Annotated in this window: 24 protein-coding genes; 9 read left to right on the top strand and 15 right to left on the bottom strand. The window is 68.6% G+C overall.

The window, feature by feature from the left end:
• Positions 1-22: 22 nt before the first annotated feature.
• The 6 genes from A3Q40_RS03325 to A3Q40_RS03350 all read right to left on the bottom strand — a co-directional run bounded on the left by A3Q40_RS03325 (position 23) and on the right by A3Q40_RS03350 (position 6,000).
• Positions 23-841, bottom strand: a complete 819-nt coding sequence (locus A3Q40_RS03325; protein ID WP_068099785.1) for an HpcH/HpaI aldolase/citrate lyase family protein — start codon at positions 839-841, stop codon at positions 23-25.
• Entirely contained in the window at positions 838-2,001 is a 1,164-nt protein-coding gene (locus tag A3Q40_RS03330; protein WP_068099786.1) for an acyl-CoA dehydrogenase family protein, read from the bottom strand. The genes A3Q40_RS03325 and A3Q40_RS03330 overlap by 4 nt, the downstream gene beginning before the upstream one ends.
• A 19-nt stretch (positions 2,002-2,020) precedes the next feature.
• Entirely contained in the window at positions 2,021-3,391 is a 1,371-nt protein-coding gene (locus tag A3Q40_RS03335) for an MmgE/PrpD family protein (RefSeq protein WP_068099787.1), read from the bottom strand.
• Positions 3,388-4,596: a CaiB/BaiF CoA transferase family protein gene (locus A3Q40_RS03340; RefSeq protein WP_068099788.1), complete on the bottom strand. Its 1,209-nt coding sequence runs from the start codon at positions 4,594-4,596 to the stop codon at positions 3,388-3,390. Before A3Q40_RS03340 ends, A3Q40_RS03335 begins: the two co-directional genes overlap by 4 nt.
• Positions 4,593-5,141 (bottom strand): MaoC family dehydratase, encoded by a 549-nt coding sequence (locus tag A3Q40_RS03345; RefSeq protein WP_068099789.1) that lies wholly within the window; start codon positions 5,139-5,141, stop codon positions 4,593-4,595. The genes A3Q40_RS03340 and A3Q40_RS03345 overlap by 4 nt, the downstream gene beginning before the upstream one ends.
• Before the next feature lie 139 nt (positions 5,142-5,280).
• On the bottom strand, positions 5,281-6,000 hold the full coding sequence (locus A3Q40_RS03350) for a FadR/GntR family transcriptional regulator (protein ID WP_068099790.1): 720 nt from the start codon (positions 5,998-6,000) through the stop codon (positions 5,281-5,283).
• Between the two features lie 397 nt (positions 6,001-6,397).
• Here A3Q40_RS03350 and A3Q40_RS03355 point away from each other — a divergent pair, with 397 nt between their 5' ends.
• From A3Q40_RS03355 to A3Q40_RS03385, 7 genes are all read left to right on the top strand, one after another.
• Positions 6,398-8,479 carry a hydantoinase/oxoprolinase family protein gene (locus A3Q40_RS03355; protein WP_068099791.1) on the top strand — a complete coding sequence of 694 codons (2,082 nt, stop codon included), beginning with the start codon at positions 6,398-6,400 and terminating at the stop codon, positions 8,477-8,479.
• Complete coding sequence (locus A3Q40_RS03360) at positions 8,476-10,290, top strand: hydantoinase B/oxoprolinase family protein (protein ID WP_082833729.1); 1,815 nt, start codon at positions 8,476-8,478, stop codon at positions 10,288-10,290. The genes A3Q40_RS03355 and A3Q40_RS03360 overlap by 4 nt, the downstream gene beginning before the upstream one ends.
• Positions 10,290-11,534 carry an amidase gene (locus A3Q40_RS03365; RefSeq protein WP_082833730.1) on the top strand — a complete coding sequence of 415 codons (1,245 nt, stop codon included), beginning with the start codon at positions 10,290-10,292 and terminating at the stop codon, positions 11,532-11,534. The genes A3Q40_RS03360 and A3Q40_RS03365 overlap by 1 nt, the downstream gene beginning before the upstream one ends.
• A gap of 176 nt (positions 11,535-11,710) precedes the next feature.
• Complete coding sequence (locus tag A3Q40_RS03370) at positions 11,711-12,721, top strand: ABC transporter substrate-binding protein (protein ID WP_068099792.1); 1,011 nt, start codon at positions 11,711-11,713, stop codon at positions 12,719-12,721.
• Between the two features lie 28 nt (positions 12,722-12,749).
• The gene (locus A3Q40_RS03375; protein ID WP_068099793.1) at positions 12,750-13,565 is read left to right on the top strand and encodes an ABC transporter ATP-binding protein; all 816 of its coding nucleotides are present in this window, start codon (positions 12,750-12,752) and stop codon (positions 13,563-13,565) included.
• Positions 13,562-14,377, top strand: a complete 816-nt coding sequence (locus A3Q40_RS03380) for an ABC transporter permease (protein WP_068099794.1) — start codon at positions 13,562-13,564, stop codon at positions 14,375-14,377. The genes A3Q40_RS03375 and A3Q40_RS03380 overlap by 4 nt, the downstream gene beginning before the upstream one ends.
• Positions 14,377-15,249: an ABC transporter permease gene (locus A3Q40_RS03385; RefSeq protein WP_082833731.1), complete on the top strand. Its 873-nt coding sequence runs from the start codon at positions 14,377-14,379 to the stop codon at positions 15,247-15,249. Before A3Q40_RS03380 ends, A3Q40_RS03385 begins: the two co-directional genes overlap by 1 nt.
• 4 nt (positions 15,250-15,253) lie before the next feature.
• Here A3Q40_RS03385 and A3Q40_RS03390 read toward each other — a convergent pair whose 3' ends face one another.
• From A3Q40_RS03390 to A3Q40_RS03400, 3 genes are all read right to left on the bottom strand, one after another.
• The gene (locus A3Q40_RS03390; protein WP_068099795.1) at positions 15,254-15,991 is read right to left on the bottom strand and encodes an HD domain-containing protein; all 738 of its coding nucleotides are present in this window, start codon (positions 15,989-15,991) and stop codon (positions 15,254-15,256) included.
• The gene (locus A3Q40_RS20735) at positions 15,988-17,391 is read right to left on the bottom strand and encodes a hypothetical protein (RefSeq protein ID WP_235606426.1); all 1,404 of its coding nucleotides are present in this window, start codon (positions 17,389-17,391) and stop codon (positions 15,988-15,990) included. Before A3Q40_RS20735 ends, A3Q40_RS03390 begins: the two co-directional genes overlap by 4 nt.
• A gap of 78 nt (positions 17,392-17,469) precedes the next feature.
• Entirely contained in the window at positions 17,470-17,952 is a 483-nt protein-coding gene (locus A3Q40_RS03400; RefSeq protein WP_157889486.1) for a DUF4262 domain-containing protein, read from the bottom strand.
• A 149-nt stretch (positions 17,953-18,101) separates the two neighbouring features.
• Here A3Q40_RS03400 and A3Q40_RS03405 point away from each other — a divergent pair, with 149 nt between their 5' ends.
• Positions 18,102-19,007, top strand: coding sequence for a type IV toxin-antitoxin system AbiEi family antitoxin domain-containing protein (locus tag A3Q40_RS03405; RefSeq protein ID WP_068099797.1), 906 nt, complete (start codon positions 18,102-18,104; stop codon positions 19,005-19,007).
• Between the two features lie 105 nt (positions 19,008-19,112).
• On the opposite strand, the gene A3Q40_RS03410 is transcribed toward A3Q40_RS03405, so the two are convergent.
• Genes A3Q40_RS03410 through A3Q40_RS03435 form a run of 6 tightly spaced genes read right to left on the bottom strand, consistent with a single transcriptional unit; the run spans position 19,113 to position 24,505 of the window.
• A complete protein-coding gene (locus A3Q40_RS03410) occupies positions 19,113-19,874 on the bottom strand; it encodes an HpcH/HpaI aldolase family protein (protein ID WP_068099798.1) in 762 nt (253 codons plus the stop codon).
• Between the two features lie 9 nt (positions 19,875-19,883).
• The gene (locus A3Q40_RS03415) at positions 19,884-20,843 is read right to left on the bottom strand and encodes an aldo/keto reductase (protein WP_068099799.1); all 960 of its coding nucleotides are present in this window, start codon (positions 20,841-20,843) and stop codon (positions 19,884-19,886) included.
• A 5-nt stretch (positions 20,844-20,848) separates the two neighbouring features.
• The gene (locus tag A3Q40_RS03420) at positions 20,849-21,682 is read right to left on the bottom strand and encodes an ATP-binding cassette domain-containing protein (protein WP_068099800.1); all 834 of its coding nucleotides are present in this window, start codon (positions 21,680-21,682) and stop codon (positions 20,849-20,851) included.
• Positions 21,679-22,509: an ABC transporter ATP-binding protein gene (locus A3Q40_RS03425; protein ID WP_068099801.1), complete on the bottom strand. Its 831-nt coding sequence runs from the start codon at positions 22,507-22,509 to the stop codon at positions 21,679-21,681. The genes A3Q40_RS03420 and A3Q40_RS03425 overlap by 4 nt, the downstream gene beginning before the upstream one ends.
• 1 nt (position 22,510) lies before the next feature.
• Positions 22,511-23,476, bottom strand: a complete 966-nt coding sequence (locus A3Q40_RS03430; RefSeq protein WP_068099802.1) for an ABC transporter permease — start codon at positions 23,474-23,476, stop codon at positions 22,511-22,513.
• On the bottom strand, positions 23,477-24,505 hold the full coding sequence (locus A3Q40_RS03435; RefSeq protein WP_235606427.1) for an ABC transporter permease: 1,029 nt from the start codon (positions 24,503-24,505) through the stop codon (positions 23,477-23,479). It lies immediately after the preceding gene.
• Positions 24,506-24,785: 280 nt separating this feature from the next.
• Between A3Q40_RS03435 and A3Q40_RS03440 the strand changes: the two genes are divergently transcribed.
• On the top strand, positions 24,786-26,360 hold the full coding sequence (locus A3Q40_RS03440; protein WP_068099803.1) for an ABC transporter substrate-binding protein: 1,575 nt from the start codon (positions 24,786-24,788) through the stop codon (positions 26,358-26,360).
• The last annotated feature ends 10 nt before the right edge of the window (positions 26,361-26,370 follow it).

Raw genomic sequence — 26,370 nt, forward strand, 5'->3', positions numbered from 1 at the left:
CCGACCCATTCCACCACCCTGCTCAGCTCACGTGCTCGAGAACCCGCCGCGCCCGCTTGGCCACGGCCTCGTCGATCAGATACCCGTCGGCGTCCACCCCGGTACCGTCGGCCTCCAGCGCCGCGAGGATCGCTTGCGCCTTCCGCACGTCGTCGTCGGTCGGCGACCAGACGTCCCGCGCCGCCGTGACCTGGGCCGGGTGGATGCACGCCCGCCCCACGAAACCGAGGCGCGCCAGGTGGCGGCAGTCTGCCGTGAACGCCTCGACATCCCGGAAGTTGCGGGACACCGCCGCGAGCGGAGCCTGCACCCCCGCCGCCGCACTGGCCGCGACCACCTGCGACCGGGCGAAGAGCAGCGCGCTGTCGTCCGCCTCGGCGTCGACACCCAGATCGACGGCCAGGTCGACCTCGCCGATCTGCAGGAAGCGCACTCGCGGCGCCCGCGCGATCGACAGTGCCTCGAACACCCCGCCGCCCGTCTCGATCATCGGGGACACCTCGGCCTGCGGGCACACCTCGGCCAGCAGGGTGTCCACCGCGGTCACCTCGTCGGCGGACCCGACCTTGGGCAGCCAGAACCCGGTCAGCGTCGGGTGGGCGACCGCGCGGACGTCGTCCGCCTGCAGCGCACCCGGGTTGACTCGAACCCAGATCTCGACGTCACCGGGCTCGACCCGAGCGACCCACTCGGCCACCGTGCGCCGAGCGGAGTCCTTGTCCTGCAATGCCACCGCGTCCTCGAGATCGAGGACGACGGCGTCGGCACCGGAGGCGAGCGCCTTGTCGAATCGCTCCGGCTTGGTGCCGGGAACGTAGAGGTAGGTGAGGGCGCCGCTCACCCGATCACACTCGAGCCCGCGACGAGGGACTTGGCGATGACCGTGCGCATGATGTCGTTGGTGCCCTCGCCGATGGCCATGAGCGGCGCGTCGCGGTAGAGACGCTCGACCACGAACTCGGTGGAGTAGCCGTACCCGCCGTGGATGCGCATGGCCTCCAGGCTCGCGGTGATGGCGGTCTCGGAGGCGAAGTACTTGGCCATCCCGGCCTCCATGTCGACGCGCTTGCCCGAGTCCGCCTGCGAGGCAGCCCAGTACGTCATGAGTCGGGCGGCCTGCAGCTGGGTCGCGATGTCCGCGATCTTGAGCTGGATGGCCTGGAAGTCGGCGATCGGCTGGCCGAACGCGGTGCGCTCCTTGGCGTACTGGAGCGCGGCGTCGTACGCGGCCTGGGCGATGCCGACGCTGCGGCCGGCGATGTTGAGACGGCCGATCTCGAGGCCCGAGAGTGCCTGCTGCAGACCACGTCCCTCGACCCCGCCGAGGAGGGCGTCGACCGGAACGCGCACGTTCTCGAGGGTGATCTCGCAGGACTCGGTTCCCTTGTAACCGAGCTTGCCCATGTCTCGCTGCACCTCGAACCCCTCGGTGGAGGTGTCGATCAGCAGCAGGCTCATGCCCTTGTGGGGCGGGGTGGCCGAGGAGTCGGTCTTCACGAGCACCGGCAGCACGTTCGCGTGGCGCGCGTTGGTGATCCACGTCTTGGCGCCGTTGACGACGTAGTGGTCGCCGTCGCGCTTGGCGGTGGTCTTGATGCCCTGCAGGTCGGTGCCGGCGCCCGGCTCGGTGAGGCCGACGCCCGTGCGCCACTCACCCGCGGACAGCTTGGGCAGCAATGACTGCTTCTGCTCCTCGGTGCCGTGCTTGGCGATCATCCAGCACGAGAGGTTGTGGCTGCCCACGATGCCGGCGATGCCCATCCACCCGCGGGCGAGTTCCTCGTAGACGAGGGTGAACGAGACCTTGTCGAGGTCGATGCCGCCGTACTCCTCCGGCGTGGTGATGCCGAAGAGGCCCATCGCCTTCATGTGGTCGACGATCTCGGTGGGGTAGCGGCCGGAGCGCTCCCACTCGCTCGCGACGGGGACGATCTCCTTGTCCACGAAGGTGCGGAGGGCCTTGCGGAACGCGGTCTGCTGTTCGTCGAACGTGAAGTCCATGGTGAGTCCTTTGTGTTCTCTAGGAAGAAGAGGCGAGGGCGGCGGCGAGGTCGAGCACCGCGGTGAGGTCCGATTCGCCGGCGAGATCGAGCAGCCGTGCGGAGAGTTCCTTCGCTCGCGGCTGGTGGCCGCAGTTGGCCAGGAACTTGTCGGTGAGGTCGTCGTCCGACAGCGGAAGTGCTGCGCTGCCGCGACTTCCGTCGACGGTGCCGGTGAGGACGCGGCCGTCCGTGAGCGCGACGACGGCGCGGCCCGGTGCGGCAGCGGCAGGGCCGTCGGTGACCAGTTCGACCGCGCGGACGCGACGCGCGGTGGCGAGCACGTCGGCGCGCGCGATGGACTCCTCGGTGTAGGTGGCGACGTCGACGACCCCGTCGTGCATCAGCGCGGCGACACTCCACGGCAGGTCGAACTTGCCGTCGTAGGTGCTCCGCGGCGCCGCGACGCCGGCATTGGGCCCGCAGACGATGGGGAGCGAATCCGAATGCACGGCCACCTCGACGTCGGCGATGTCGGACGCGGCGACGTCGTGACCGGCCACGGCGGCGGACACCGCGTCGAGGGCGACGTGCATCAACTGGCAGCTCGGGTACGGCTTGATCCCGATACGCGTTGCTTCCCAGCGGGTTCCGAGACCCTCGGTGAGCGCGGTGAAGTCGGCGGGTCGCGACGTCAGCGCGGCGTAGAGGCCGCGTCGCCCTTCGAGCACGGACGACGGTCCGGTGGCGCCGGCCGCGGCGAGACGAGCGGCGAGAACCCCGTTCAGGCTCGCCGAGCCGGGGTGCAGCGCCTTGGTGTCGGCGTCGGTGTCGAGGAACTCGAGCAGGCCGGCGCCGGACGACCCGGCGATCCCGAGGGCGTGGATCAGGGTCGCCGAGGGGAGCCGGGACAGCCGGCCCGCGACGAGCGCGGCCACCAGTGGACCGACCGCGCCGGTCGCATGGACACCGCCGGAATGGAACCCGTGGGGGCTGACTGCTCCCAGGCGGCAGGCGGTTTCGAGACCGATGGTCCCGGCGAGCAGGACGTCGGAACCGGACGACTGCTTCTCCTGACCGACCGCGATGGCGGCGGGGAGGGTGACGGCGGTGGCGTGGACGAGCGCACCGGCGTGGGTGTCGTCGAAGTCCAGCGCGTGCACCATCACCCCGGTGGCGAAAGCGGCGGCGGGCGCCGACAGCGCCTGCGTCCCGGTCAGCGGCCGGGCCTCGGAAGGACCGCCGAGCGCGGTGGCCACCGTCCACGCGGGACGACCGTAGCCGAGACGTGCTGCGGCAATGGCGTTCCCGACGCCGTCCATCAGATGCCGGGCTGTCGCGTGACGAACGTCGTGGGACAGGTCGGGCAGACCGAGGTCGGCCGCCCACTCGGCAAGCACGGTCGAGGTCATACGGTGGCCTCGACCGGTCCGAAGGCGCCGCCCGACCAGAGGTCGGCCACCCGGTCCGCGTCGTATCCCAGTTCCTTCACGACGTCGGCGAAGTCCTCGTTGCGACGCGGGGCGCGGCGGTACGTCGGACGCTCGGGACCGAAGTTGACCGGCGAAGCGACCTGCTTCACCGTGTCGTACACCGGATGCTCGGTCTCGACGACGAGATTGCGTGCGAGCGTGTGAGGTTCGGTGAGCGCGTGGGCGACGTCGTTGATCGGTCCCGAGGGGACTCCGGCCGGGCCGAGCAGCGACAGCCAGTGCGCCACGGTGTTCGTGGCGAAGGTGTCCTCGAGCATCGGGAGCAGGACGTCCTTGTTCTGCCCGCGCAGAGCGAAGCTGGTGAAGCGGGGATCCTGGCCGAGTTCCGGGCGGCCGATGGCGACCACCAGTCGCTCCCAGAACTTCTCCTTCGCGCAGCCGACGATCAGCCAGCCGTTGCTCGCCTCGAACGCCTGGAACGGGACCAGCGACGGGTGGGCGGAGTTCTTGGTCCGCACGGGCTCGAAGCCCGCGTTCAGGTGCCACGTGGCGGGGTAGGTGAGCAGACTCATCGCGGTGTCGTAGAGCGAGACGTCGCAGTCGCCGCCGATGCCGTCGCGACGCGCGGCGTGCAGGCCGGACAGCAGACTGATCGCGGCGACGAACCCGCCGGAGTAATCCACCAGCGACAGACCGGATTTGGTGGGCGGACCGTCCGGGTCGCCGGTGACGGACATCCAGCCGGCGAGGCCCTGCAGGATGTAGTCGTAGCCGGGCTCCTTGGCCCGCGGGCCGGTCATGCCGAAGCCGGTGAGACTGCAGCACACGATGGCGGGGTTGAGGTGCTTGAGATCGTCGTAGGTGATGCCGATCTTGGCCGGAACGTCGCCGCGCAGGTTGGAGTACACCGCGTCGGCGCCGCGCACCAGGTCCTCGAACACGCTGCGCCCGGCCGGAGTCGACAGGTCGAGGGAGAGGCTGCGCTTGTTGCGGTTGAAGGACTCGAAGAACAGCGAGTCCTCGCCCTGATTGAACGGGGGGACGTAGCGGCCGACGTCGCCGCCGGCGTTCGGGTCCTCGATCTTGATGACGTCGGCCCCGAGGTCGGCAAGGTGGAGGCTGCCGAACGGGCCGGCGCCGTACTGCTCGAGCGAGATGATGCGGACGTCCTCGAGTGGCTTCATGCGGTGGCACCCTTCTCCTCGGGCAGCTGCAGCGGCCCGTTCTGTGCTTCGGGGAAATAGTTCTGGCCGATGCCGCTCTCGCGCGTGGCGACCATGACCGAGCGCTTCCACGAAATGACCTCGACGCCATCCTGATTGAGGCCGCGGGTGATCATGGAGACGATGCCGGCGTAGGGGCGCGACTCGGACTTGCGGAGGCCGGTGCAGATGCTCTCGGCGTAGATGGTGTCGCCCTCGTAGACCGGGTGCGACATCGTGATGTCGGTGAACGCGAGGTTCGAGATGGCGTTCTGGCTCATGTCGAGCACCGAGATGCCCAGCACCACGGCGACGGTGAAGCCGGAGTTGACGATCACCCGACCCTCGGTGATGGGGTTCTGCGCGGCGAGGTGCGCGTTGAAGTGGTTCTGGTTGGTGTTCATCGACAGCAACGTGATCCACGTGTTGTCGGTCTCGGTGATCGTGCGGCCCAGGGGGTGCTGGTACACGTCCCCCACCACGTAATCCTCGAAGAAGCGCCCCAGAACGGCCGGGTGGGTTGCCACGGATTCTCCTCGTGTCGAGTCTGCGAAGTCTGTGTCTCGACACTAAACATCAGATGTTTATGGCGTCAAGAGAATGATTGGACCCGATGTTGCGAGTCAACGAGGCGGGACGAGAACGAAAGAGCAGATCTTTTCCGAATTACGTGGTGCGCAGGGTGTCCATCTGCCGGTACGAGCCGCCCAGGTGGTCCAGATGCCGTCGCATCTCGTTCATCGCGGTCATCGAGTCCCCGGCCTCGACCACCTCGAGGATGGCGCGGTGATCGTGGTCCACGCATTCCCAGAATCCCTCGGGTGCATGGTCGCGACCGAAACGCTTGGACAGCACGCGGAAGACGGGCGCGGTGATGAGCTCCAGGAGGGGGTTGCGGCTCGCCCGCAGCAGCACGAGGTGGAACTCCTGGTTCTTGGCGAAGGTGTCCGGTCCCTGCGTCTCGGTGGGATCGAAGATGGTCTCCCGCAGCTGCGCCAGATCCTCCTCGGTGCGCCGGAACGCGGCCAGGCCCGCCGCCGGCACCTCCATGAGGTTGCGCACCTCCATCAACTGATCGACCGTCACGGTCTCCGCCGCCGTCATCAGCGCGACGCCCGTTTCGAGGTGTTCGCTGATGTGCCCCACGCTGGGGGTGGCCACGAAGCTGCCGCCGGTCACGCCGCGGGTGGTGTGGATCAGGTTCTGACTCGCCAGTGATCGCAGGGCCTCGCGGATGGTGCTGCGTCCGACGCCGAATTCCGCCGTCAGCTCCGCGTCACCGGGCAGGCGCTCACCGGGCTGGAGATCGCCGGAAAGGATGCGTTCGCGCAACCGCGCGGCGAGCACCGCGTAGGCGGGGCCGGACTTGATCGGGGTGTCGGTCACGGTCGAACGGGCCTCTCGTCAGGGTCGCTCTCGTCAGGGTCGCCGGGGCGAGACCGCCCGAGCGTAGCGCGAGGACGGCGTCGGCGGCGGGGGATGAGCGTGTCTCGGCGGAACGGGTAAAGATCGGCTCTTTCGGCGTGATCCGCAGTCGGCTGGGGGGTGCGAAGCCCCGAGCGAAGCGTCACGTGCCCGAAACATCTGAGGTATTGCTTTCGAAACACACTTGGAGCACTATGACTCGTGTCACCCGAACAGGGCGGCCACGATCACCTCCGAGACTCCGACACCGGGCCCGCATCGCGCGTCCCGAGCGGCGAACTCGGATCTTCGGCACCGGCCTCGCACGGCCCGACCTCCCGCTCCTCACGCGAGCGCCGACAGCAGAAACGGATGGCCCATGAAACGAATCGGAGTCGACGTCGGTGGCACCTTCACCGACCTGGTGCTGTGGGACGACGACGGCACGGTGGTGGTCCACAAGACGCCGTCGACCAACCACGATCCGTCGATCGGCACGATGGACGGCATCGCCGTCCTCGCCGAGCGCGCCGGCATCGACCCGTCCGAGATCGACATGTTCTTCCACGGCACCACCGTGGCCACCAACATCGTTCTCGAGCACAACGGGTGCGACGTCGGCATGATCACCACGGAGGGGTTCCGCGACCTCCTGCACATCGCCCGCAAGAAGCGCCCGCTGAACTACTCCAATTACCAGGACCTGCCCTGGCAGAAGTGGCAGCTGGTCCCGCGCCGCAATCGCCGCGTGGTACCCGAGCGCATCGACGCCGCCGGAAACGTCCTCACCCCGCTCGACGAGGACGCGGTGCGCGAGCAGGTTCGCCTGCTGCGCGAGCGCGGCGTCCAGGCCATCGCGGTGGCGTTCCTGCACTCCTACCGCAACCCCACGCACGAGCAGCGGGTCAAGGCCATCATCGCCGAGGAGTTCCCCGGCGTCTTCGTCTCCCTCTCGAGCGAGGTCGCGCCGCAATATCGTGAGTACGAACGCTTCTCGACGGCGGCGCTCAACGCGTTCATCGGACCGAAGACGAGTCAGTACATCGAGAACCTCGCCCGCAAGGCGCGCGACGCGCAGGTCGGCGAGGACGTCCACCTCATGACGTCGGCCGGTGGCCTCGTCACCTCCCGCAGCGCCACCGAGATTCCCGTCTCGCTGCTCACCAGCGGCGTGATCGCCGGACTGCTCGGCGGCTGCGCGATCGGCAAGGCGTCGGGCTACCCCAGCGTCATCACCCTCGACGTGGGTGGGACGTCCGCCGACGTCGGTGTCGCACCGGACGGCGCGCTGCGCATGAAGCACCTGCTGGACACCAGAATCGGCGACTACCACGCCATGGTGCCCATGGCCGAGGTCGACACCATCGGCGCGGGCGGTGGGTCCATCGCCGTCGTCGACGACGGCGGCATGTTCCGCGTCGGACCGCGCAGCGCAGGCGCCGTCCCCGGCCCCGCCTGTTACGGGCGCGGCGGAACCGAGCCGACGTCGACCGACGCGATGGTCATGATGGGCTGGCTGCGGGAGAACAGCTTCCTGTCCGGCACCATGGAGGTTCAGCCGGAGCTCGCGCGCACCGCGATCCAGACGCACATCGCGGACAAGCTGAACACCTCGATCGACGACGCCGCCATGGGCATCTTCAAGATCCTGGCGCACTCGATGACCGAGGCCATCAGCCTGCACTCGGTGCGCAAGGGCTACGACCCGCGCGACTTCTCCCTCATCGCCGAGGGCGGCGCCGGACCGCTGTTCGCCTGGCAGATCGCCGATCAGCTCGGCATCCCGCGCGTCATCGTCCCCGGACACCCCGGCATCACCTCGGCGGTCGGCCTGCTGACCACCGACATCAGGTACGAGGAGCCCACCACCGTGTGGACGTCGTCGGCCGACCCGGACATCGAGCTGCTGAAGGACCAGATCGACCGCCTGTCGAAGCAGGCCGTCGCCCAGCTCGAAGCCGATGGCATCGCGCCGGAGAACATCTCGCTCGAGCGCAGTGTCGACTGCCGCTACGTCGGGCAGGGGTACGAGCTGCGTGTCCAGGCGCCGGACGGCGAGATCGACGACGTCTGGGTCAAGACGACCGCGGAGGCGTTCCACGAGGCCCACGGCCGCACGTACTCGCAGCGGTTCGACGACAAGCCCGTCCAGCTGGTCAACGTGCGCGTCACCGGCGTCGGCGCCGTCCCGCACGTGCAGATCGCCGAGATCGAGCGCGGCACCGCGGATGCGTCGGGCGCGATCAAGACGACGGCGCGTGCGCTGTTCTGGAAGGACGACACCGCAGCCCCCGAGTGGGTCGAAACCCCGGTCTACGAGCGCTCGCAGCTGTTGGCGGGCAACGAGATCAGCGGTCCGGCCATCGTCGAGCAGTTCGACTCCACCACCATCATCGGCATGAACCAGCACGCCACCGTCGACGCCGTCGGTCACATCATCATCGAGAGGAAGTCCGCATGAGCAAGGCGCTGATGCCCACGACGGGAGTCTCGCTCGCCGGCGAGGCCACCCGCACGTGGAACGACGTGGACGTCGACCCCATCACCCTGCGGGTGATCGGTGGCGCCCTGCAGTCCATGGCGAAGGAGATGGCGCAGGTCCTCTACCGCATGGCGTACTCGAGCCTCATCCGTGAGTCCGAGGACCTCGGTGCCGGCATCTTCGACGTCAACGGGCGCGAGCTGTGCGAGTCGGATTCGACTCCGATGCACTGTGGTTCGATCCCCGCCTACATCCGCGGCGTGAACCGGCGACTGGCGGGGACGTACAAGCCGGGCGACGTGATTCTGCACAACCACCCGTACCACGGCGCGGCGCACTCGCCGGACTACGGCGTCATCATCCCCATCTTCTGGGAGGGTGAGCACATCGGATTCGCCGGCTGCACCGGTCACGTGTCCGACGTGGGCGGCAACTTCCCGGGCCTGTGCATGGACGTCGTCGACGTGTGGGCCGAGGGCAAGCTCATGGACTCGATGAAGATCTACGAGGCCGGTGTCCGCAACGATTACCTGATCCAGCACATCCTGGACAACGTGCGGACCCCCGAGCAGAACCGCGGCGACCTCGAAGCTCTGATCGCGTGCTCGCGCATCGGCGAGAAGCGGTTCACCGAGCTGCTCGAGAAGTACGGACTCGACACCGTCATGAGTGCCGGCGAGCGGTGGATGGACTACTCCGAGACCAAGCTGCGCAACAAGATCCGCGAGATTCCGGACGGCAGTTACGAGGCGCCCCTGGGCTACCTCGACGACGACGGCAAGAACCGCGACGAGCCGCTGAAGGTCGCGGTGCGGGTGCAGGTGGACGGCGAGGACATCCTCATCGACCTCACCGGCTCGAACAGTCAGGTGCCCACCGCCTTCAACGTGCCGTTCGAGGGATCGGTTCTGCCCGTCGCGGTCTCCGCGATCCGGACGATCCTGCTCGACGAGGACGTCTCCGAGGACTTCGTGCCCCAGAACGACGGCTGCTTCCGCCCGGTCAAGGCGTATGCACCGGAGGGCACGATCTTCAACCCGGACTTCCCGGCGTCGTGCTTCGCACGGTTCTCCCAGGTCAACCGGGTCTTCGACTCGATCAACCTTGCGCTGGCACCGGTTCTGCCGGACCACGCCGTCGCCGGGTCGTCGGCCGCGCTGTGTGCCATCGCCTACTCCGGCATCGCGCCCGACGGCGAATCCTACTGGGTGTACATCGAGATCAACGAGGGTTCCTACGGCGGCCGGAACGGCAAGGACGGCATGGATGCCGTCGACGCCCTCATGGCGAACACTCGCAACAACCCCATCGAGGAACTCGAGCTCAACCACGCGATGCGGGCGTTGCGCTACGAATTGCGCGACGAGGCACCGGCTCCCGGCAAGTGGCGCGGCGGTATCGGCAGCGTGCGCAAGTGGCTCATGGAGACCGACACCTTCCTCGGATCCGAGGCGGACAACCGGTCCGATGCACCCGCCGGTGCGCTCGGTGGCCACGACGGTGTCTCCGGATCCTTCACTCGCAACGCCGGAACGGACCGCGAGGAGGTGTTGTACTCGAAGGTCACCCAGGAGACCATCAAGTACGGCGACACCCTCGAGATCAAGTTGCCGTCCGGCGGTGGATTCGGAAACCCGTTCGAGCGGGACCCCTTCCAGGTCCTGAGCGACGTGTGGGACGAGTACATCACCGCCGAGGACGCGCGTCGGGACTACGGCGTGGCCGTGGACGTCGATTCGTGGACCATCGACGAGAAGGCCACCGCCGACCTGCGCGCGAGCGCGGTCTGATGGTGCACGGGGGACGGGCCGCCTCGCGCGGCCCGTCCCCGCAGCGGGTCGACGACCACGTGAACAGCGTCGTCACGTGGATCGACGACGCCGGGTCGGGTGACGGTCCGCTCGCGGGCGTGCGAGTGGGCGTCAAGGACAACATCGACGTCGCCGGGGTGCGGTCGACCTGCGCCTCCCGATTCTTCGCCGACCGCGTGGCCGAGACCGACGCCGAGGTGGTGCGCCGGCTGCGCGCCGCGGGCGCCGCCGTCGTCGCCACCCTGAACATGGCGGAGTTCGCCGTCGGTGTGACGTCGCAGAACTCTGCGGCCGGCGGGCCGCGCAACCCGTGGGACACGACACGGGTACCGGCCGGGTCGAGCGGTGGCTCCGGCGCGGCCGTGGCGGCGGGCATCGTGGACCTCGCGCTCGGCACCGACACCGGCGGGTCCGTCCGGCTGCCCGCCTCGGCCTGCGGCGTCACCGGCCTGCGGCCGAGCCGCGGCGCGATCAGCAACGACGGCGTGTTTCCCGTCAGCCCGGATTTCGACACCGTGGGGCCGATGGCCCGGACGGTGCGCGAGGTCGCGGACGCATTCGCGGTGCTGGCCGGACCGCCCGTCGCACGGACGGTACGGCGCATCGGTGTGCCCGACGTGTTCATAACCGCCGACGTCGATCCCGCTGTGGCCGAGGTGGTCTCGGCCGCCGTCGACGATCTGGCGATGCTCGGCTACGAGATCGTGCCCGTCGAGGTGCCGGAGGCGACCTCGGCGCAGGACGTGGTCTACACCGCGATCTATCACGACGCCGCGCGGATTCATTGCGAGCGGTTGGACTCCCGTCCCGACCTCTTCCAGCCCGCCACACTGGAGCGAATCTCGCTGGGGCGGGGCATCTCCGAGGCTGAGAGACGCAACGCGGCGGACGCGCGTCGTCGGTTCTGCGACGGGCTCGCTCCGCTGTTCGAGGACGTCGACGTGGTGCTCACGCCCACCATGCCCGTCGACGTGCCGCGGATCGACGGTGGCGACGACGTTCTGGCGCAGTCGCGTCGGATGGGGCAGTTCACGTATCCCTGGTCCTTGCACGAGGGCCCGACTCTTGCTGTGCCGGTGGGCTTCCACCGCGAATCGGGCATGCCGGTGGGGATGCAGCTGACCGCCCCCGTCGGGCACGAAGGGGCGCTCTTCGGGGTGGGGGAGCGCTACCAGGCCGTGACGCAGTGGCATACGGTGCGGCCGCGCATCTCAACAGTCTGATCTTTACGTGGCGAGTTGCCAGCTTTGTAGATCGAATCCCGCCATTTCCGGCCATCTGCGGCCTATATGTCATATCTTTGACTGCGAACGAGGGCTTCGCGACCACTCGACCTGGTCGCGAAGCGCATCCGACCCGACCCGGCTCACCGACCGCGAGTGGGCAGCGAGGATCACCCATGAGATCGAGACGCCTGCTCCTGGCCGCCGCACTCGCGGCCACGCTCGGAGTCACCGCCTGCAGCTCGGACCCCGGTCCCGACGCGGACCCCGACAACCCGGTGACCATCGACGTCACCGTGTCGGCGGCGGCCGAGATCTACAGCATCCCCTGGCTGGTCGCGCAGCAGCAGGGACTGTTCGAGAAGCACGGTGTCATCGTCGAGAACATCGTGCCCGGCAAAGGCGGCAGCGCCACCATGCGCACCCTCCTCGACGGCAACATCCCCATCGGCGAGGTGAGCTACCCGTCGATCGTGCAGGCGGACGCCGGCGGGTCGGAACTGCGCATCGTCGGCGGCGGCACCCAGGGGCCCTACCCGATGAACTTCTATGCGCTGGCGTCCAATACGAGCATCCAGTCGATCGACGACGTACGGCGCTGGGCCTACACCCGCCCGAACTCCGCGTCCGACGCGCTGACGCGGTTGCTCCCGTCGCTGGCCGGCGCGGACGCCGGTCGCATCGAACGGGTCTCCACCGGCGGGATCGGGGAGGGGTTGGCGCTCCTCGAGGCGGGGTCGGTGGACATCGCGCTCATCCCGTCCATCGTTGCCGAGCAGCGGCCGGAGGATTTCCGGCTGATCGTGTCGAGTCCCGATTACCTGCAACGCTTTCTGCAGTCGACCATCACTACCACCAAGGACTACGCCGCGAGCAACCCCGGCGTCGTCCGTGCCATCAACGCCGGCTACACCGAGGCCGTCGAGTCGATCCGGACCGATCCCGAAGCCGCGGCGCGAATCTACGCTGCCTACACCGGGTTCGATGTCCCGGCCGCGTTGGCGGTGGTGGAGCGTGCGTCGTCCGTCGGTACCTGGGGCGGCGGGTTCGACCCGGCCGCGATCGAATCCGCTCAGGCCGGCGTCGAAGCGTCGGGCAGCGACCGTGACCCCGACTTCTGCACGCTCTTCGACCCCGATTTCCTGCCCGCGGGCGCGGCCACCGAGATCCCCGCTGACTGTGCCTGACCACCGCCCCCACGAAAGCGGACACACCATGACCTCTCCGAACGCCCAGTCCACACCGGCCGCGACCGCGACGTCGCCCATCGCGGTTGCGTCGTCGGTCTCCCGCCACTTCGGCTCCGTGACGGCACTCGACAACATCGACCTGTCCATCGGCCGAGGCGAATTCGTGTCCATCGTCGGCCCGAGCGGGTGCGGCAAGTCCACCCTGCTGGAGGTCTTCGCCGGACTCCAGGATCACGACAGTGGGACGGTGACCGTCGACGACCGCCCGCTGACGGGGCCGCGCTCGCGTACCGCCGTGATCTTCCAGGAGTCCGCCACCCTGCCGTGGCGCACGGTGCGGGACAACGTGGCGTTCGCCCTCGAGGTGCGGGGCGTGGCGAAGAAGGAGCGGCGAGCTCGTGCCGACGAGTTGCTCGAGACCGTCGGGTTGTCCCGGTTCGGCGACCACTACCCGACGCAGTTGTCGGGCGGCATGCGGCAGCGCGTGGCCATCGCCCGATGCCTGTCAATGGAACCCGATCTCATCCTCGCCGACGAGCCTTTCGGTGCTCTCGACGAGCAGACCCGCCTGGTGATGTCGCACGAGCTGCTGCAGATCGTCGACAAGCTGACCTGCGGCGTCCTCTTCATCACGCACAGCATCCAGGAGTCGGTGCTGCTGTCCGACCGGGTGATGGTCATGAGTGCTCGCCCCGGCCGGTTCATCGACGAGGTCGCCGTCGACCTCCCGCGTCCGCGTTCCGAGGACGTGCTGGCCAGCCCGGAGGCCGTCGTGCTGCACGAACGAATCTGGTCGTCGCTGCGTGAGGAAGCCAAGAAGACGATGAGCGTCACCCGATGAGCGAGCGCACCGAGAACCGGTCCGTCGTTCCGAGTTACGTGCGTCCGGCACCGTCCTCCGTCGCGGGACTTCCGCACTGGGGTTGGACGGCGGCCGTGCTGATCACGGTGCTGATCGTGGTCGACGTCATCGCGCGGTTCTTCGCCTCACCGCTGGACATCGTGCCCGTCTCGGACATGGCTTTCACCGCGGTGGACCTGCTCACCGATCCGGACTTCCTGGTCGGCGAACTGGGGCGAACGCTCGCCATCATCGCAATGGCGTTCGTCGCCAGTGGCGTCCTGGGCGTCGCGGCCGCCTACGTGCTGTGGCGATTCGAGCTGTGGGACCGAGCCTTCGAGCCCTACCTCAACGTGTACTACGCGGTCCCCACCTTCGCGCTCTACCCGATCATGGTGGTGCTCTTCGGCGCGGGCGTGACCCCCATCGGGGTGCTCTCGACCGTCTTCGCCTTCGGCGTGGTGACGCTCAACGCGCGCAACGGATTCGCGGCCGTCTCGCCGATCGTCACCAAGCTCGGCACCACCCTGATGCTGACGCGGTGGCAGTTCTTCCGATCGATTCTGCTGCCGTACGCGTTGCCGAACATCGTGACCGGGCTCAAGCTCGGGCTGTCCTACGCCATCATCTCGGTGCTGGCGAGCGAGTTCATCCTGTCGACGCAGGGTCTCGGCCACTTCATCTCCATCGCCTACGACAGCTTCGACATCGCGGAGATGTATGCCGGCATCCTCGTGGTCGCCGCCGTCGCGTTGATCTCGACCTTCGGGATCTCCGCTCTGCTCACCCGATTCGATTGGAGGCGTCGCTGATGACGCAGGCCACGCCCACCGCGGGACCGGCCGAGGCCGGCGCCGTTGCCCCTCCCGCCGTGCCGCCGGCCGCGCGCCCGTCGTCCGCCCGTTCGCAATCGGGCTCGCCGTCGGCCGGGATCTCCGCCGCCCGCCGTGTGCTCCCGCCGCTGGTGGTGGCCGTCGCCGGGGTCGCCCTGTGGTGGCTCGCCGCGGTGATCGCCGACAGCACCATCTTTCCGACTCCGGCGGAGGCAGTGCGCTCGCTCTTCGAGGATCTGGGCAAGGCGGATTTCCGGGCCAACGTGCTCGACTCCATCCGCATCCTGGTGATCGGCTTCCTGGCCAGCACCGTGCTCGGCTCGCTCCTCGGTCTGGCGCTCGGGCTGAGTGCGTTCTGGACCCGCGCGATCCTGCCGATCTTCTACGCGATCAACAGCATCCCGAAGATCGTGCTCTACCCGATTTTCCTGTCGTTTCTCGGCATCGGTGAGCTGAGCCGAGCGGGGTTCACGTTCTACGCAGCGTTCGTCCCGATGTTCCTCGTCGCCGTGGAGAGCACCGCGTCGGTCCACCGCATTCACCTCAAGATGTCCGCCTCGCTGCAGGTGGGGTGGCCGCGCCTGGTCCGGCAAATCGTGATCCCATCCGTCCTGCCGTCTCTGGCCACCGGAATGCGGATGACCTTCGGGCTCGCGTTCCTGGGACTGCTGCTCGCCGAGATGTTCTCGTCCTCCGCCGGCATCGGATACGAGCTGCTGCGCAACGTCAGCCTCGTGCGCATGGAGAACATCATGGGCACCGTGGTGCTGATCCTCCTCATGGCCCTGCCGCCCACCATCGCGCTGCAGTGGCTGGAGAACCGGGTGGTGTCGAAGTACGGCGGTCGGTGACCGGTCAGGAGCGCGTCTGCTCCGCAATGGAGTGCAAGTGGTTCTCGATAGCGGACAAGCCCTCCGGCGGTAGGCCGAGTTCGTGGCGGTGGTCGTCTGCCGCACGCACGAAGATCGGCACCAGCGGTGCGTATTTGGCGGCCAGCTTCAATCGCCTGGCGTCGTCGGCCAGGTACTTCAGGCTTCCGGCGTTGTCGACGAAGTCGGTCAGTTTGACCAGGAACACGCGCCTATCGGCGATCGCGGCGGTGACGTGCTCGGCGTACTGCTCGGCCTTGTCACGCGCAGGATCGCGCTGGGGATTCGTGACGGCAGCGACGAGATCGGCGACGTCGTCGCCGAAGTGGCGCCGCAGCGCGTCGGGGGCGGCGTCGGAGCCGCCGAGCAGGGACACCACGCGGTCCGGCTGGTCCTCTACCACGTCGTGCAGTGCCGTCGCGACGAGCACGGCCTGGTCGGTGCACCCGTATCGCAGGAGACGCAGCGTGTTGCGCGACGGATGCGTGATGTAGGGGTCCGCGACCTGGTCGCCCCGTTGGGTGCGCCGTTGCTCGAGGTGGGCGTACGACGCCACCGCCAGAGCGTGGTCGAGATCTGTTCGGTCGATGCCCCGCGCGTCGGCCTCGATGTCGATCGCGTGTAAGAGCAAGGAGGGGTCCATGTCCTTCAAGGCGGTCGCTCGCAGCGCCGTCAGCAGAAGTTCATGGGTGGACGTCGGGGTGCTGGGTGTCGAAGTGGTCATGCGTCCTCTCGGTCGGTGGCGGGAAGTGCGTCGGCGAAGGAGTAGTCGCAGCCGAGGGCGTCCAGGGCCTCGAGACCGCCGTGGTCGCGAAACCACGCCGTGCACGCACTGGCGGCGAGGTGCAGGTCGGAGGTGAAGAGATACCCGTCCGTGCAGTCGTCGAAATGGCCGTCGTGGTGCCACACGTCGAGCTCCAGGCCTTCGACGGAGTGGTCGCCGAGCCGGAGTCGGCGCAGCACGGTGCGGGAACGCCGCACCATGACCACGCCGTCGTCGAGCACATGGAGCTGGGCGTTGATCACCTCGTCGTCCGGGTCCAGGACGTCGGCGAGCTCGAGGTCGTCGTCGTCCACGTCGTCGACCGGAGCGACATAACCGCCCGGCCCGAGGTCGACGATCAGTCCGGAGCCGTTGCGCACCAGCGTTTCCACGAGCCAGTTGGTCATGCCGTCCCACCGGTCGACCAGGAACTCCGTGCCCTGCGGCGTCGCGAACGACGTGAGCAGCGCACTACCGGGGAGTGTCGCGGTCCAGGCCTCGATGCGGTCTCCGTGCCCGAGCAGATTGACCAGGCCGGCCTCGTCGATCCACACCAGATCGCGGGTGAGCTCTGCGGTGTGTTTCTGCCCGTCCGACTGTCGCGACGCGACCGTCCACCCGTGCAGGTTCGCCGAGCCGTCCGGAACGACCACCATCCGCCCGTCCTCGCCGCCGAGCGCGAACTGCCAGTCGGGAACGCGTGGTGGGTGGTAGCGGGCGCGGTCCTCCAGTTCGAGGTGGTACGTCTGTGACTCGACGACACGAACGCGGTTGATCTGCCACATGTGACCGACTGGGATCAAGCACTTCCCCGCGACGGCGCTGGCGCTGACCAGGCTGCTGCGATTCGGCATGGTCAAAATCAGATGGTGGCGGTCTTCCGGCGCCGGTGTGCAATGAGCGCCCCCAACGGCTCGCAGTTCGAGGAGCGCCCGACCGAGATCGGCCGTCGAACGTCGTACTGACGAGTCCAGCTCCACGGTCACGACTGTGAGGTCCTGGTCCGGTGGGCGACCGGTACTCACCTCGCTCGGCATCGTGGGGAAAATCGGCTCCTCGGCCCATAAATCGGACCGGCAGATCTCGGCCCCGAACACCTCGAACTCGCCCAGCACCGCCTGTAGGACGTCGAGTGCGTCCGTGCCGGCCTGAACCCAACCGGTGTGCGGCAGTTCGTAGACCACCCGGGCGCACCCGGTGGCGGACTGATCGAAGTCCGCCCCGGGGCGTCCGGTCAGCTCGAGGATGCGGCACTGCTGCTCGAGCTCGAGGTCGTACAGATCGGTGCCGATCTCGATGGCGACCGTGAAGCCGGGGTCACCGGCCGGTCGACCGAACAAGCCGAAAGGGGAGTGAGACATGGGGTGCTCCTGGGTGATGCCCGACGAGCGGGACCGTTCACCGCTCACCCCTTGTCTACAGGAGGGGTCCGACAGGAATCAGATCCCGCGCAGGGGTTGGTGGTCGGCGCACATCGTGTAGTGCTCCTCCCACGGGAACACCCCGTAGGCATCCGGCCACACCACCTGCAGAGCGGTGAACTGCGGATAGAGGGCTCGGGTGACCACCATGTCGGACCGGTCCAGCACCTCGACGAACGACAGAGCGGGAATGCCGCCCACCGCCCCGTGGATCGTCATCGACGGGGCCACCAGCGCGGGATCGTCGAGCATCGTCTCGCGCAGCTCGGCGAACACCTCGTAGGCAAGCCGTGCGGGGAGCCCGTGACAGAGCAGCTCCGGCAGTCCGTTTTCGGTGAGCCCGCTGGTGTACGCGAAGTCCCCGCCCCCGTGAACAGCCGTGACGTGCCAGCCGCGGTTCCTGATGTTCTTCTTGACCGTGCCGAGATCGATCGGTCCGTCGCACATGTGGTCCCCCTTGGTGTCGATGTGGACCGCGAAGCTAATGCCGGACCGTGACACGGTTTCCGATCCGCTGCAGTTTCAGCAGTCCGCGCCGCCTGTAGCTCACGCGGAGTGCTGGACCGCGCGCGGATCGGGCCGTTGTGGACAACGCGAAGCCCTGTGGACGGTCACCGCAGTCGCACGAGCCGGTGAGAGACGCTGAGTCGGTGGACATCACGGGGCGAACCTTCCTGACGCGTGCGCAGCTCGCCGCAGCGGGAGTCGGGGACCAGGAGATCAGGACTGCACGTCGGCGGGGCGGACTGGTCTACGTCGGGCGCGGTGTCTACAGCGACGCGGCCGCCTACGCGGAGACGAGTGAGAGGGGCCGGCACCTCCTCGCGGTCCGCGGGGTCGTTGCCGCTCGGACGAACCCCGTCGTCAGTCACGCCTCCGCTGCGGTCCTCCACGACCTGCGGATGTGGAACCCCGACCTGTCGCGGGTGCACCTGAGTGTGGACGCCGCGCGGGGCGGTCGGCGAACTGCCCGCGTACATACGCACACCAACAGGCTGAACGGCTGTCTCACTCGGGTCCGCGGTCTGACCGCCACCACCGTGGCCAAGACGGCCGTGGACCTCGCACGGCAACTACCGTTCGAAGCCGGGGTGTGCGTGGTGGATTCGGCACTCGCGGTGACGTCGCGGGCGGACGTCGATGCCGCGCTCGACGGGTGCGCCGGGATGACCGGGTGCAGCTCGGCCCGTCGAACCGTGGCTTTCGCCGACGGGAGCAGCGAGAGTATCGGTGAGTCGCGAACTCGGGTGTACCTGCAGCGCTTCGGGTTTCCCGCGTTCGAGCTGCAGGTGACTCTGCGTCACGGCTCGTTCGTGTGTCGCCCCGACTTTCTGCTCGACGGGGTGATCGTCGAGTTCGACGGGCGGGTGAAGTACACCTCGGAGCAGGTCCTGTTCGAGGAGAAGAAGCGGCACGACGAGTTGATGTCGCTCGGGTGGGTGGTGGCCCGGCTGACGTGGGCGGACCTCGCCTCGGACGCGGGCGCCGTCAAGGTCCGTCGGGCGATGGCGATGGCCAAGGGCCGACCCCCGCCGCTGACGCACCGAGTGCCGTGACTCGCAGATCCGCCGGTGTTTCAGCGATCCGCGGCGGCTGCAGCAGCAGCGGATCCCTGGAAGTCACGCGGATCGGCGCTGGCCCCAGCGCAAACCCGCCCCCCCTCAACCCCGCGCCGCCACCAGGTGCGCCTCGGACGCGGCCTTCAGGTGGGTCAAGTCGGAGGCGACGGTGGCGAAGGTGAAGCCCTGCGTCAGCCGACGCGCCGCGACCTCGCCGGACGGGGTGTGGATGCCGCAGGCGATGCCCGCGGCCGCGGCGGCGTCGGCGATGCGCACGAGGGCGGCGTCGAAGACCTCGTCGACGGAGCTGTCGGCGGGAGAACTGCCACCGACCGCGATACGCAGGTCCGACGGGCCGACATAGATGCCGTCCAGTCCGGGTACGGCGCAGATGCTTTCGACGTTCTCCAGACCCTCGGGCGTCTCGATCATGGCGAGCACCACCACGGCGTCGTTCGCTTCGGCGGGCAGGGGGCCGACGCGGAGCTGCGAGCGCATGGGCCCGTAGGACCGCACCCCGACGGGTGGGTACCGGGAGTAGGAGACGGCGAGGGCGGCGTCCTCGGCGGTGTCGATCAGCGGCACGATCACCCCGCGGGCTCCGGCGTCGAGCGCCTTGCCGATGTAGGTCCGATCGTTCGCCTCCACTCGGACCAGCCCGGCCGGGCCGTGCGCGGCGTCGACGGCGGTGAGTCCGCGGAGCAGGCCGTCGTAACCGATCAGTCCGTGCTGGAGATCGAGGCAGAGGTAATCCCACCCGACGTGGGCGAGCCACTCGGTGGACACGGGCGAATCGATGACGGACCAGTAGCCCAACACCTGCTCACGGGCGCGCAGGCGGCGGGCGAAATCGTCGACGGACACGAGGGATTCCTATCGGTTGTAGGCGGGCATGGGTCCGCGCAGAGCAGCGCCGACCTCGTCGCAGGCGGCCACCACGTCGGCCGGCAGCGGGCCCCGGCCGAGGGCGTCGATGTTGGCCTGCAGGTGGGAGGTTCGGGATCCGCCGAGCAGGATCGGGCCGGCGGTGGGGGTCGAGCGCAGCCACCGTAGGGCGAGCTCGGTCAGCGGCAGGCCGGCGCCGTCGGCCACGGCGGCGAGCCGCGACACGGCGTCGAAGATATCGGCGTTCCAGTAGCGTTCGCGGTACATCCCGGCCAGACGGGAATCGCCGAAGCGCCCTTCGCCGGGCTCGTCGGAGAAGGTGTGCTTGCCCGTGAGCAGGCCGCCGCCGAGGGGGTTGTAGACCATCGTGGCGATGCCGGTCGTCGCGGCGAACTCGGCGTACTCCTCCTCGATGCGGCGGGCGAGAAGGTTGTAGAGCTGCTGGGCGACGACGGGTCGGGGCGCGCCGACCTGGTCGCACACGCGGTTCACCTCGGCGATCTGCCAGGCGGCGAAGTTCGAGACGCCCAGCGCGCCGATCTTGCCCTCGGCGACGAACTTCGCGACGGTGGACAGAGTGTCGTGCAGCGAGGCGGCGCGGTCGGGCTGGTGCAGGTAGTACAGATCGACGTGATCGACGCCGAGCCGCGCGAGACTCGCCTCCAGGCTCAGCCGCAGGCCTTCGGGGGACAGGGGCGAGTGACCTCCCGCGTCGCCGAGGTACATGCCGGCCTTGGTGGCGACGGTGACGCGATCACGACGGCCTGCGAGCAGCTCGGCGAGCATGCGCTCCGCGTCACCGGCCGAGTAGCCGTTGGCCGTGTCGAGGTGGGTGATGCCGGCGTCGAGCGCGACGTCGAGCAGAGACCGCGCCCCGTCGAGGTCGACGGTGTCACCGAAGGTCATGGTGCCCAGCACCATCGAACCGAAGTGCGTTCCGGATTCCATTGTCGTCAGACTCCTCGGGTGGCGACGGGGGCGGGGCGGCCGGACAGAACGTAGCGCGGCTTGAGGCCGACCATGGTGGTGGGGTCCAGGGCAGCGGCACGCAGCGCTGCGCTGTAGGGGTGCTGCGGATCGGCGAGAACGCCCGCGGTGGAACCGGATTCGACCACCGCGCCCTTGCGCATGACGATCACGTGATCGCTGATCTCGCGCACGACCCCGAGATTGTGCGAGATGAACACGTAGGTGATGCCGGTGTCCTGCTGGATCGACCGCAGGAGATCGAGCACCTGCGCCTGGACGGACACGTCGAGTGCGCTGGTGGCCTCGTCGCACACCAGGATCTCCGGACCCGACGCCAGAGCGCGGGCGATGCCGATGCGTTGACGCTGGCCGCCGGAGAACTCGGCGGGACGGCGCCCGAGGGACGACGGCGGCAGCTGGACCTGGTCGAGCAGTTCGGCGGCGCGACGGTGGCGTTCGGATTTCGACCGGATGCCCTGCAGGCGCAGGGGTTCGCCGACGATGTCGACGGCGGTCAGGTGTGGATCGAGCGAGCCGTACGGGTCCTGGAACACCATCTGCACTCGGGACCGGAACGGGCGCAGTGCTCGCTCCGACAACCGGGCGATGTCCGTGCCGTCCACCAGGATCCGCCCGGACGTCGGGGTCAGCAGCCGCACGATCGATTTGGCGATGGTCGACTTGCCGCATCCCGACTCACCGACGACGGCGAGCGTGGAGCCCTTGTCGACGCTGAAGCTGACGTGATCGACGGCGCGGAACGGTCCGGTGGCCACGGGGTAGTCGACGACGAGGTCCTCGACGGTGAGCAGGCTCATGCGAGCACTCCTTCGCGGGTGGCGGGGGCCCCGGACCAGTCGCCGAGTTGGGGCACGGCCCCGAGCAGCTTGCGGGTGTAGGCGTGGGTGGGGTTGTCGACGAGGGTGCGGGCGTCGCCGCTTTCGACGAACGTGCCGGCCTTCATGACGTGGATGCGATCGGACATCAGGCGCGCGACCCCGAGGTCGTGGGTGATGAGCAGCATGCCGATCCCGGTGCGCTCCTGAAGTTCGAGCAGCAGATCGAGGATGCTCGCCTGCACCGTCACGTCCAGCGCACTCGTGGGCTCGTCGGCAACGATGAGGGCGGGGTCGGCGGCCAGCGCGCAGGCGATGAGCACGCGTTGGAGCATGCCGCCGGACAGCTGGTGCGGGTACCGCCCGAGCTGATCGGCGGGGTTGACGATGTGCACCCGTTCGAGCAACTCAACCGCCCGGGCGGTCTGGGCGCTCTTGCCGCGGATACCGCTGTGATGAACGGCTTCTCGTAGCTGCGATCCGATGGTGTGCACCGGTGAGAGTGCTGTCATCGGGTCCTGGGGAATCAACGCGATCTCGGACCCGCGGACCCGGCGCAGCGCGGCGTCGTCGCCGAGAATGTCGGCGGACTTCCACTGCGCTCGGCCGGACAGGACGGCGAGGTCGGTGGGGAGCAGACCGAGCAGGCCCATGGCCGTCGTCGACTTGCCGGATCCGGATTCGCCGATGATGCACACCGTTTCGCCGGCCGCGATGGTGAAGGAGACGCCGTCGACCGCGCGGACGACACCGCGGTCGGTGATGAGCTCGATCTGGAGTTCGTCGACGGAGAGCAGGGATTCGGTCATGTCAGGCCTTCTTTCCCGTGAGTGCGAGGCGGCCCAGCAGGGCGCGGAGGCCGGATCCGGCGGGCCGGTCGCGGAGTCCGTCGCCGAGCAGGTTGACGCCGATCACGAGCAGGACGATGACCAGGCCCGGCAGGGTGACCAGCCACCACGAGGTGGTGATGTAGTCCTGGCCGTCGGAGATGATGCGACCCCAGGTCGCGAACGGGCGCTGGGGGCCGGCGCCGAGGTAACTGAGCGCGGACTCGAGCAGCACGGCCTGTGCGAGGAGCAGCAGCACCACCAGGGAGGTCTGCTTGATCACGTTGGGGACGATGTGCCGGGTGAGGATCGCGGTCTTCCCGAGACCAAGGACGCGTGAGGCGGCGATGTACGGCTTCTCGCGTTCCACGAGGACCAGAGACCGTGTGAGACGGGCGATCTCGGGCCACTGCGCGATGGCGATGACGAAGGTGATGACCGGGATCGACGGGCCGAACAGCGCGACGACGAGCAACAGCATCATCAGCAGGGGGAGGGAGAGCTGCGCCTCGAGGAGTCGGCTGACGACGGTGTCGACCCAGCCACCGAAGTAGCCGGCCATCGAGCCGAGGACGAGGCCGATCAACCCGGAGACGAGGACGGCGAGAATGCCCACCAGCAGCGAGACCTGGCCGCCGTAGAGGATGCGGGCCAGTAGGTCGCGGCCGAGCTGGTCGGTGCCGAACAGGTGCCCGTCGGTCAGCGGCGGCAGGCGGCGCGAGCCGAGGTCGGTCGCGTCGGGGTTCTGCAGCGGCAGCACGCGGGCGAACGCGACGGGCAGGATCACGATCAGCGCGCAGACGCTGCCCACCCAGATCTTGAGGCGGCTGTCGCGGGCGCGCCGGGTGGCGCCGGCCGCTGCGAGATGCTTCGGAGTGACCGCGGACGGTCGTTCGCGTCGCGTCGGGTCGGCCGGTGCCGGACCGGACGCGTCGAGGGTGGCGGTCATCTAGGACGTTCCCTTCCCCAGCCGGACGCGGGGGTCCAGCAGCGGGTAGCAGAGGTCGACGAGCAGTTGGACGAGGACGGCGAGCACGGCGGTGACGAGGACCGTGGCCTGGATGAGCGGGTAGTCACGGGTTTCGAGTGCGCGGACCACGAGCGATCCGACGCCGGGCCAGGCGAACACGACCTCGACGACCACGACGCCGTTGAGCATCGAGGCGAAGCGAGTGCCGAGGGCGGTGAGCACCGGGATGGAGGAGTTGCGCAGGGCGTACCGCCAGACGAGTTTTCGCTCCGATACACCGCGGGCGCGGGCGACGGTGGCGTACTGGGAGGAGAACGCGCCCACCATCTCTCGTCGCACCATCCGGGAGATGAGGGCGATCTGGAGGATCGCCACGGTCACCATCGGCAGGACGAGCGAGGACCACGTGGCGAAGCCGGCGGCGGGGAAGATCGGCAGCACCACCGCGAAGAGGGTGATGAGCATGAGGCCCGTCCAGAAGTCGGGCATGGACTGGCCGGCGATGGTGAGCACGTTCGCGCCCAGTTCGCGGCGGGTGTCCGCGCGGCGGGCCATCCACACGCCCAGCGGGATCGCGAGCAGCGTGGTCAGGCCGATGGACGCGACGGTGAGCGTCAGGGTGTAGGGCATACGGTCCAGCACCACGTCGAACGCGGGTGCCTGGAAGGAGTACGACGTGCCCAGGTCCAGCTGGAGAAGTCCCTGAAGGTACTTCCAGTACTGCGTGACGATCGACTGGTCGAGGCCCATCGACTGGCGGATGCGCTCGATGTCCTCGCTCGAGGCGAGGGGGCCGGCCATTGCGTAGGCCGGGTCGCCCGGCGCCATGCGGACGAGGACGAACACCGTGGTGAGCGTCAGGAAGATCGCCAGTGCGCTCTGACCGAGGCGCTTGACGACGTAGCGGGCCGTGCCGGCGGACCGGGATTTCGTCTTCGCCGATCCGGCCGTCGGGTCGGCGGGCGCCGAGGTGGGCTCGTCGGCCGGCGCGATCATGCCGGCGGTCATCGCGCGCTCGACAGACGGTGGCGTGAGCAGGGCTGATGCATCGATCGACCTTTCTGCGGACTCGACGCTCCGGGCGGGATCCGGGTACGGAGCTTCCGTCTCCGGCGTCGTTGTAACTCAGCTCACAATGACACCCGTGCGCGAATCGCGCAAGTGGCAATCGGTAGTTGCGTGTTTCGTGCAGATCTGCGTACAGTCCCGGTGTGCTCGCAGTCACAGCCCCGCCGTCGGCGACGGGCGTGCCGGGCCCCACGACATCCTCGATCGAAAGAGGTCGACCATGACCGATTCGTTGCTCCACCAGCGGTTCTCGCGGCGCAACCTGATGCGCGGCGGGCTGCTGCTCGGCGGCGGTGTCCTGCTCGGCGGGGCCGCCGCCGGATGCGCGACGCCCACCGGTACGCCCGGACCCACCACAGTGAGCCTCGCGCTCAACCGGTCCCTGGTCAGCCTCGACAACAAGCTCAACCAGTTCGACGCCGCACTCACCGTGCAGCGCGGCGTCCGGCAGGCCCTCACCGAGATCGACGCGAACCTGAAGCCGCAGTTGGTCCTCGCCGATCGCTTCGAACTGGTCGAGCCGACGCGGTGGTTCGTGCACCTGCGCGACGGCGTCCGCTACTCGGACGGCTCGCCCGTCCGCGTGGAGGACGTGGCCACCGCTCTGAAGATGTACAGCGAGGTGGACGGATCTTTCGTCGGCGGATTCTTCCCCGAGTGGCCCACCGTCGAACCGATGGACGCCTCGAGCTTCTCGCTGCTCACCACCAAACCGGTGCCGGTGCTCGACTACCTGATGTCGAACATCCTCATCACCCCCGCCGCGGCCAACCGGCCCGAGGAGTTGCAGTCCGGCGTCGGATCGGGACCGTACGTGGTGACCTCCTCCGACCGCGGCACCGGCAACTACACCCTCGAGCGCAACACGCAGTACTGGGGACCGGCGCCGAACATCGAGACCGTCCGCGTGCGCTTCGTGCCCGAGGAGTCCTCCCGCGTGGTCACGCTGCGCAGCGGGGAGGTCGACGTCATCGACTCGATCACTCCCGACGCCGCCGATCAGCTCGAGGGCCTGTCGAACGTCGGCGTGGAGCGGGTCGACGGAGTGCGTCTCAACCAGCTGTTCTACAACTTCCGCAAGCCGGCCGATCACCCGCTCGCGAACGCGCGGGTACGCAAGGCGCTGACGTACGCGATCAACGGCCCCGCGCTGATCGATCAGGTCATGCAGGGATCGGCCACGGCCTCCCGCGGCGTGATCCCGTCGATCCTCGACGGTGCCATCGAGACGGGCGAGTACGTGTACGACCCCGCCCGTGCTCGCGGCGAACTCGACGCACTCGGTGTGCGGGACCTGAACCTCAAGATCATCTGGGAGTCCGGCGAATTCGCCGCGGACACCGACATCATGGAGTCGGTCGTGCAGATGTTCTCCGACATCGGGGTCCGAACGTCGTTGCAGCAGTTCGAGCCCGGCGGCGACATCATGCAGTGGCGTCAGGGCAAGGCGGGCGACTGGGACGTGCTGGGCAACGGCTTCCCGAGTCCGACCGGGCTCGCCATCACGATCATGCAGGGCATGTACGCCGGCACCCCGGAGAAGGAAGCGACCCGCGACACCTACCACGGGTACCAGTTCCCGGAGATCGCCGCCGCCATCGCGCGCGCGTCCGAGGAAGTCGACCCGACCCGTCGCGGTCAGCTGCTGGCCGACGCGCAGCGCCAGATCTGGGACACCGTCCCGTGCCTCTGGTCGTTCGTCCCGAAATCCGTGCTGGCCAAGCGCGATCGGATCCAGGACGTCACGCTGCGCCCGACCAACTCGTACAACCTGTCCGCCGCCACCCTCGTCTGAACGGGAGATT

The organism is Rhodococcus sp. PBTS 1 (assembly GCF_001620025.1).
GTDB classification, from domain to species: Bacteria; Actinomycetota; Actinomycetes; order Mycobacteriales; family Mycobacteriaceae; genus Rhodococcoides; species Rhodococcoides kroppenstedtii.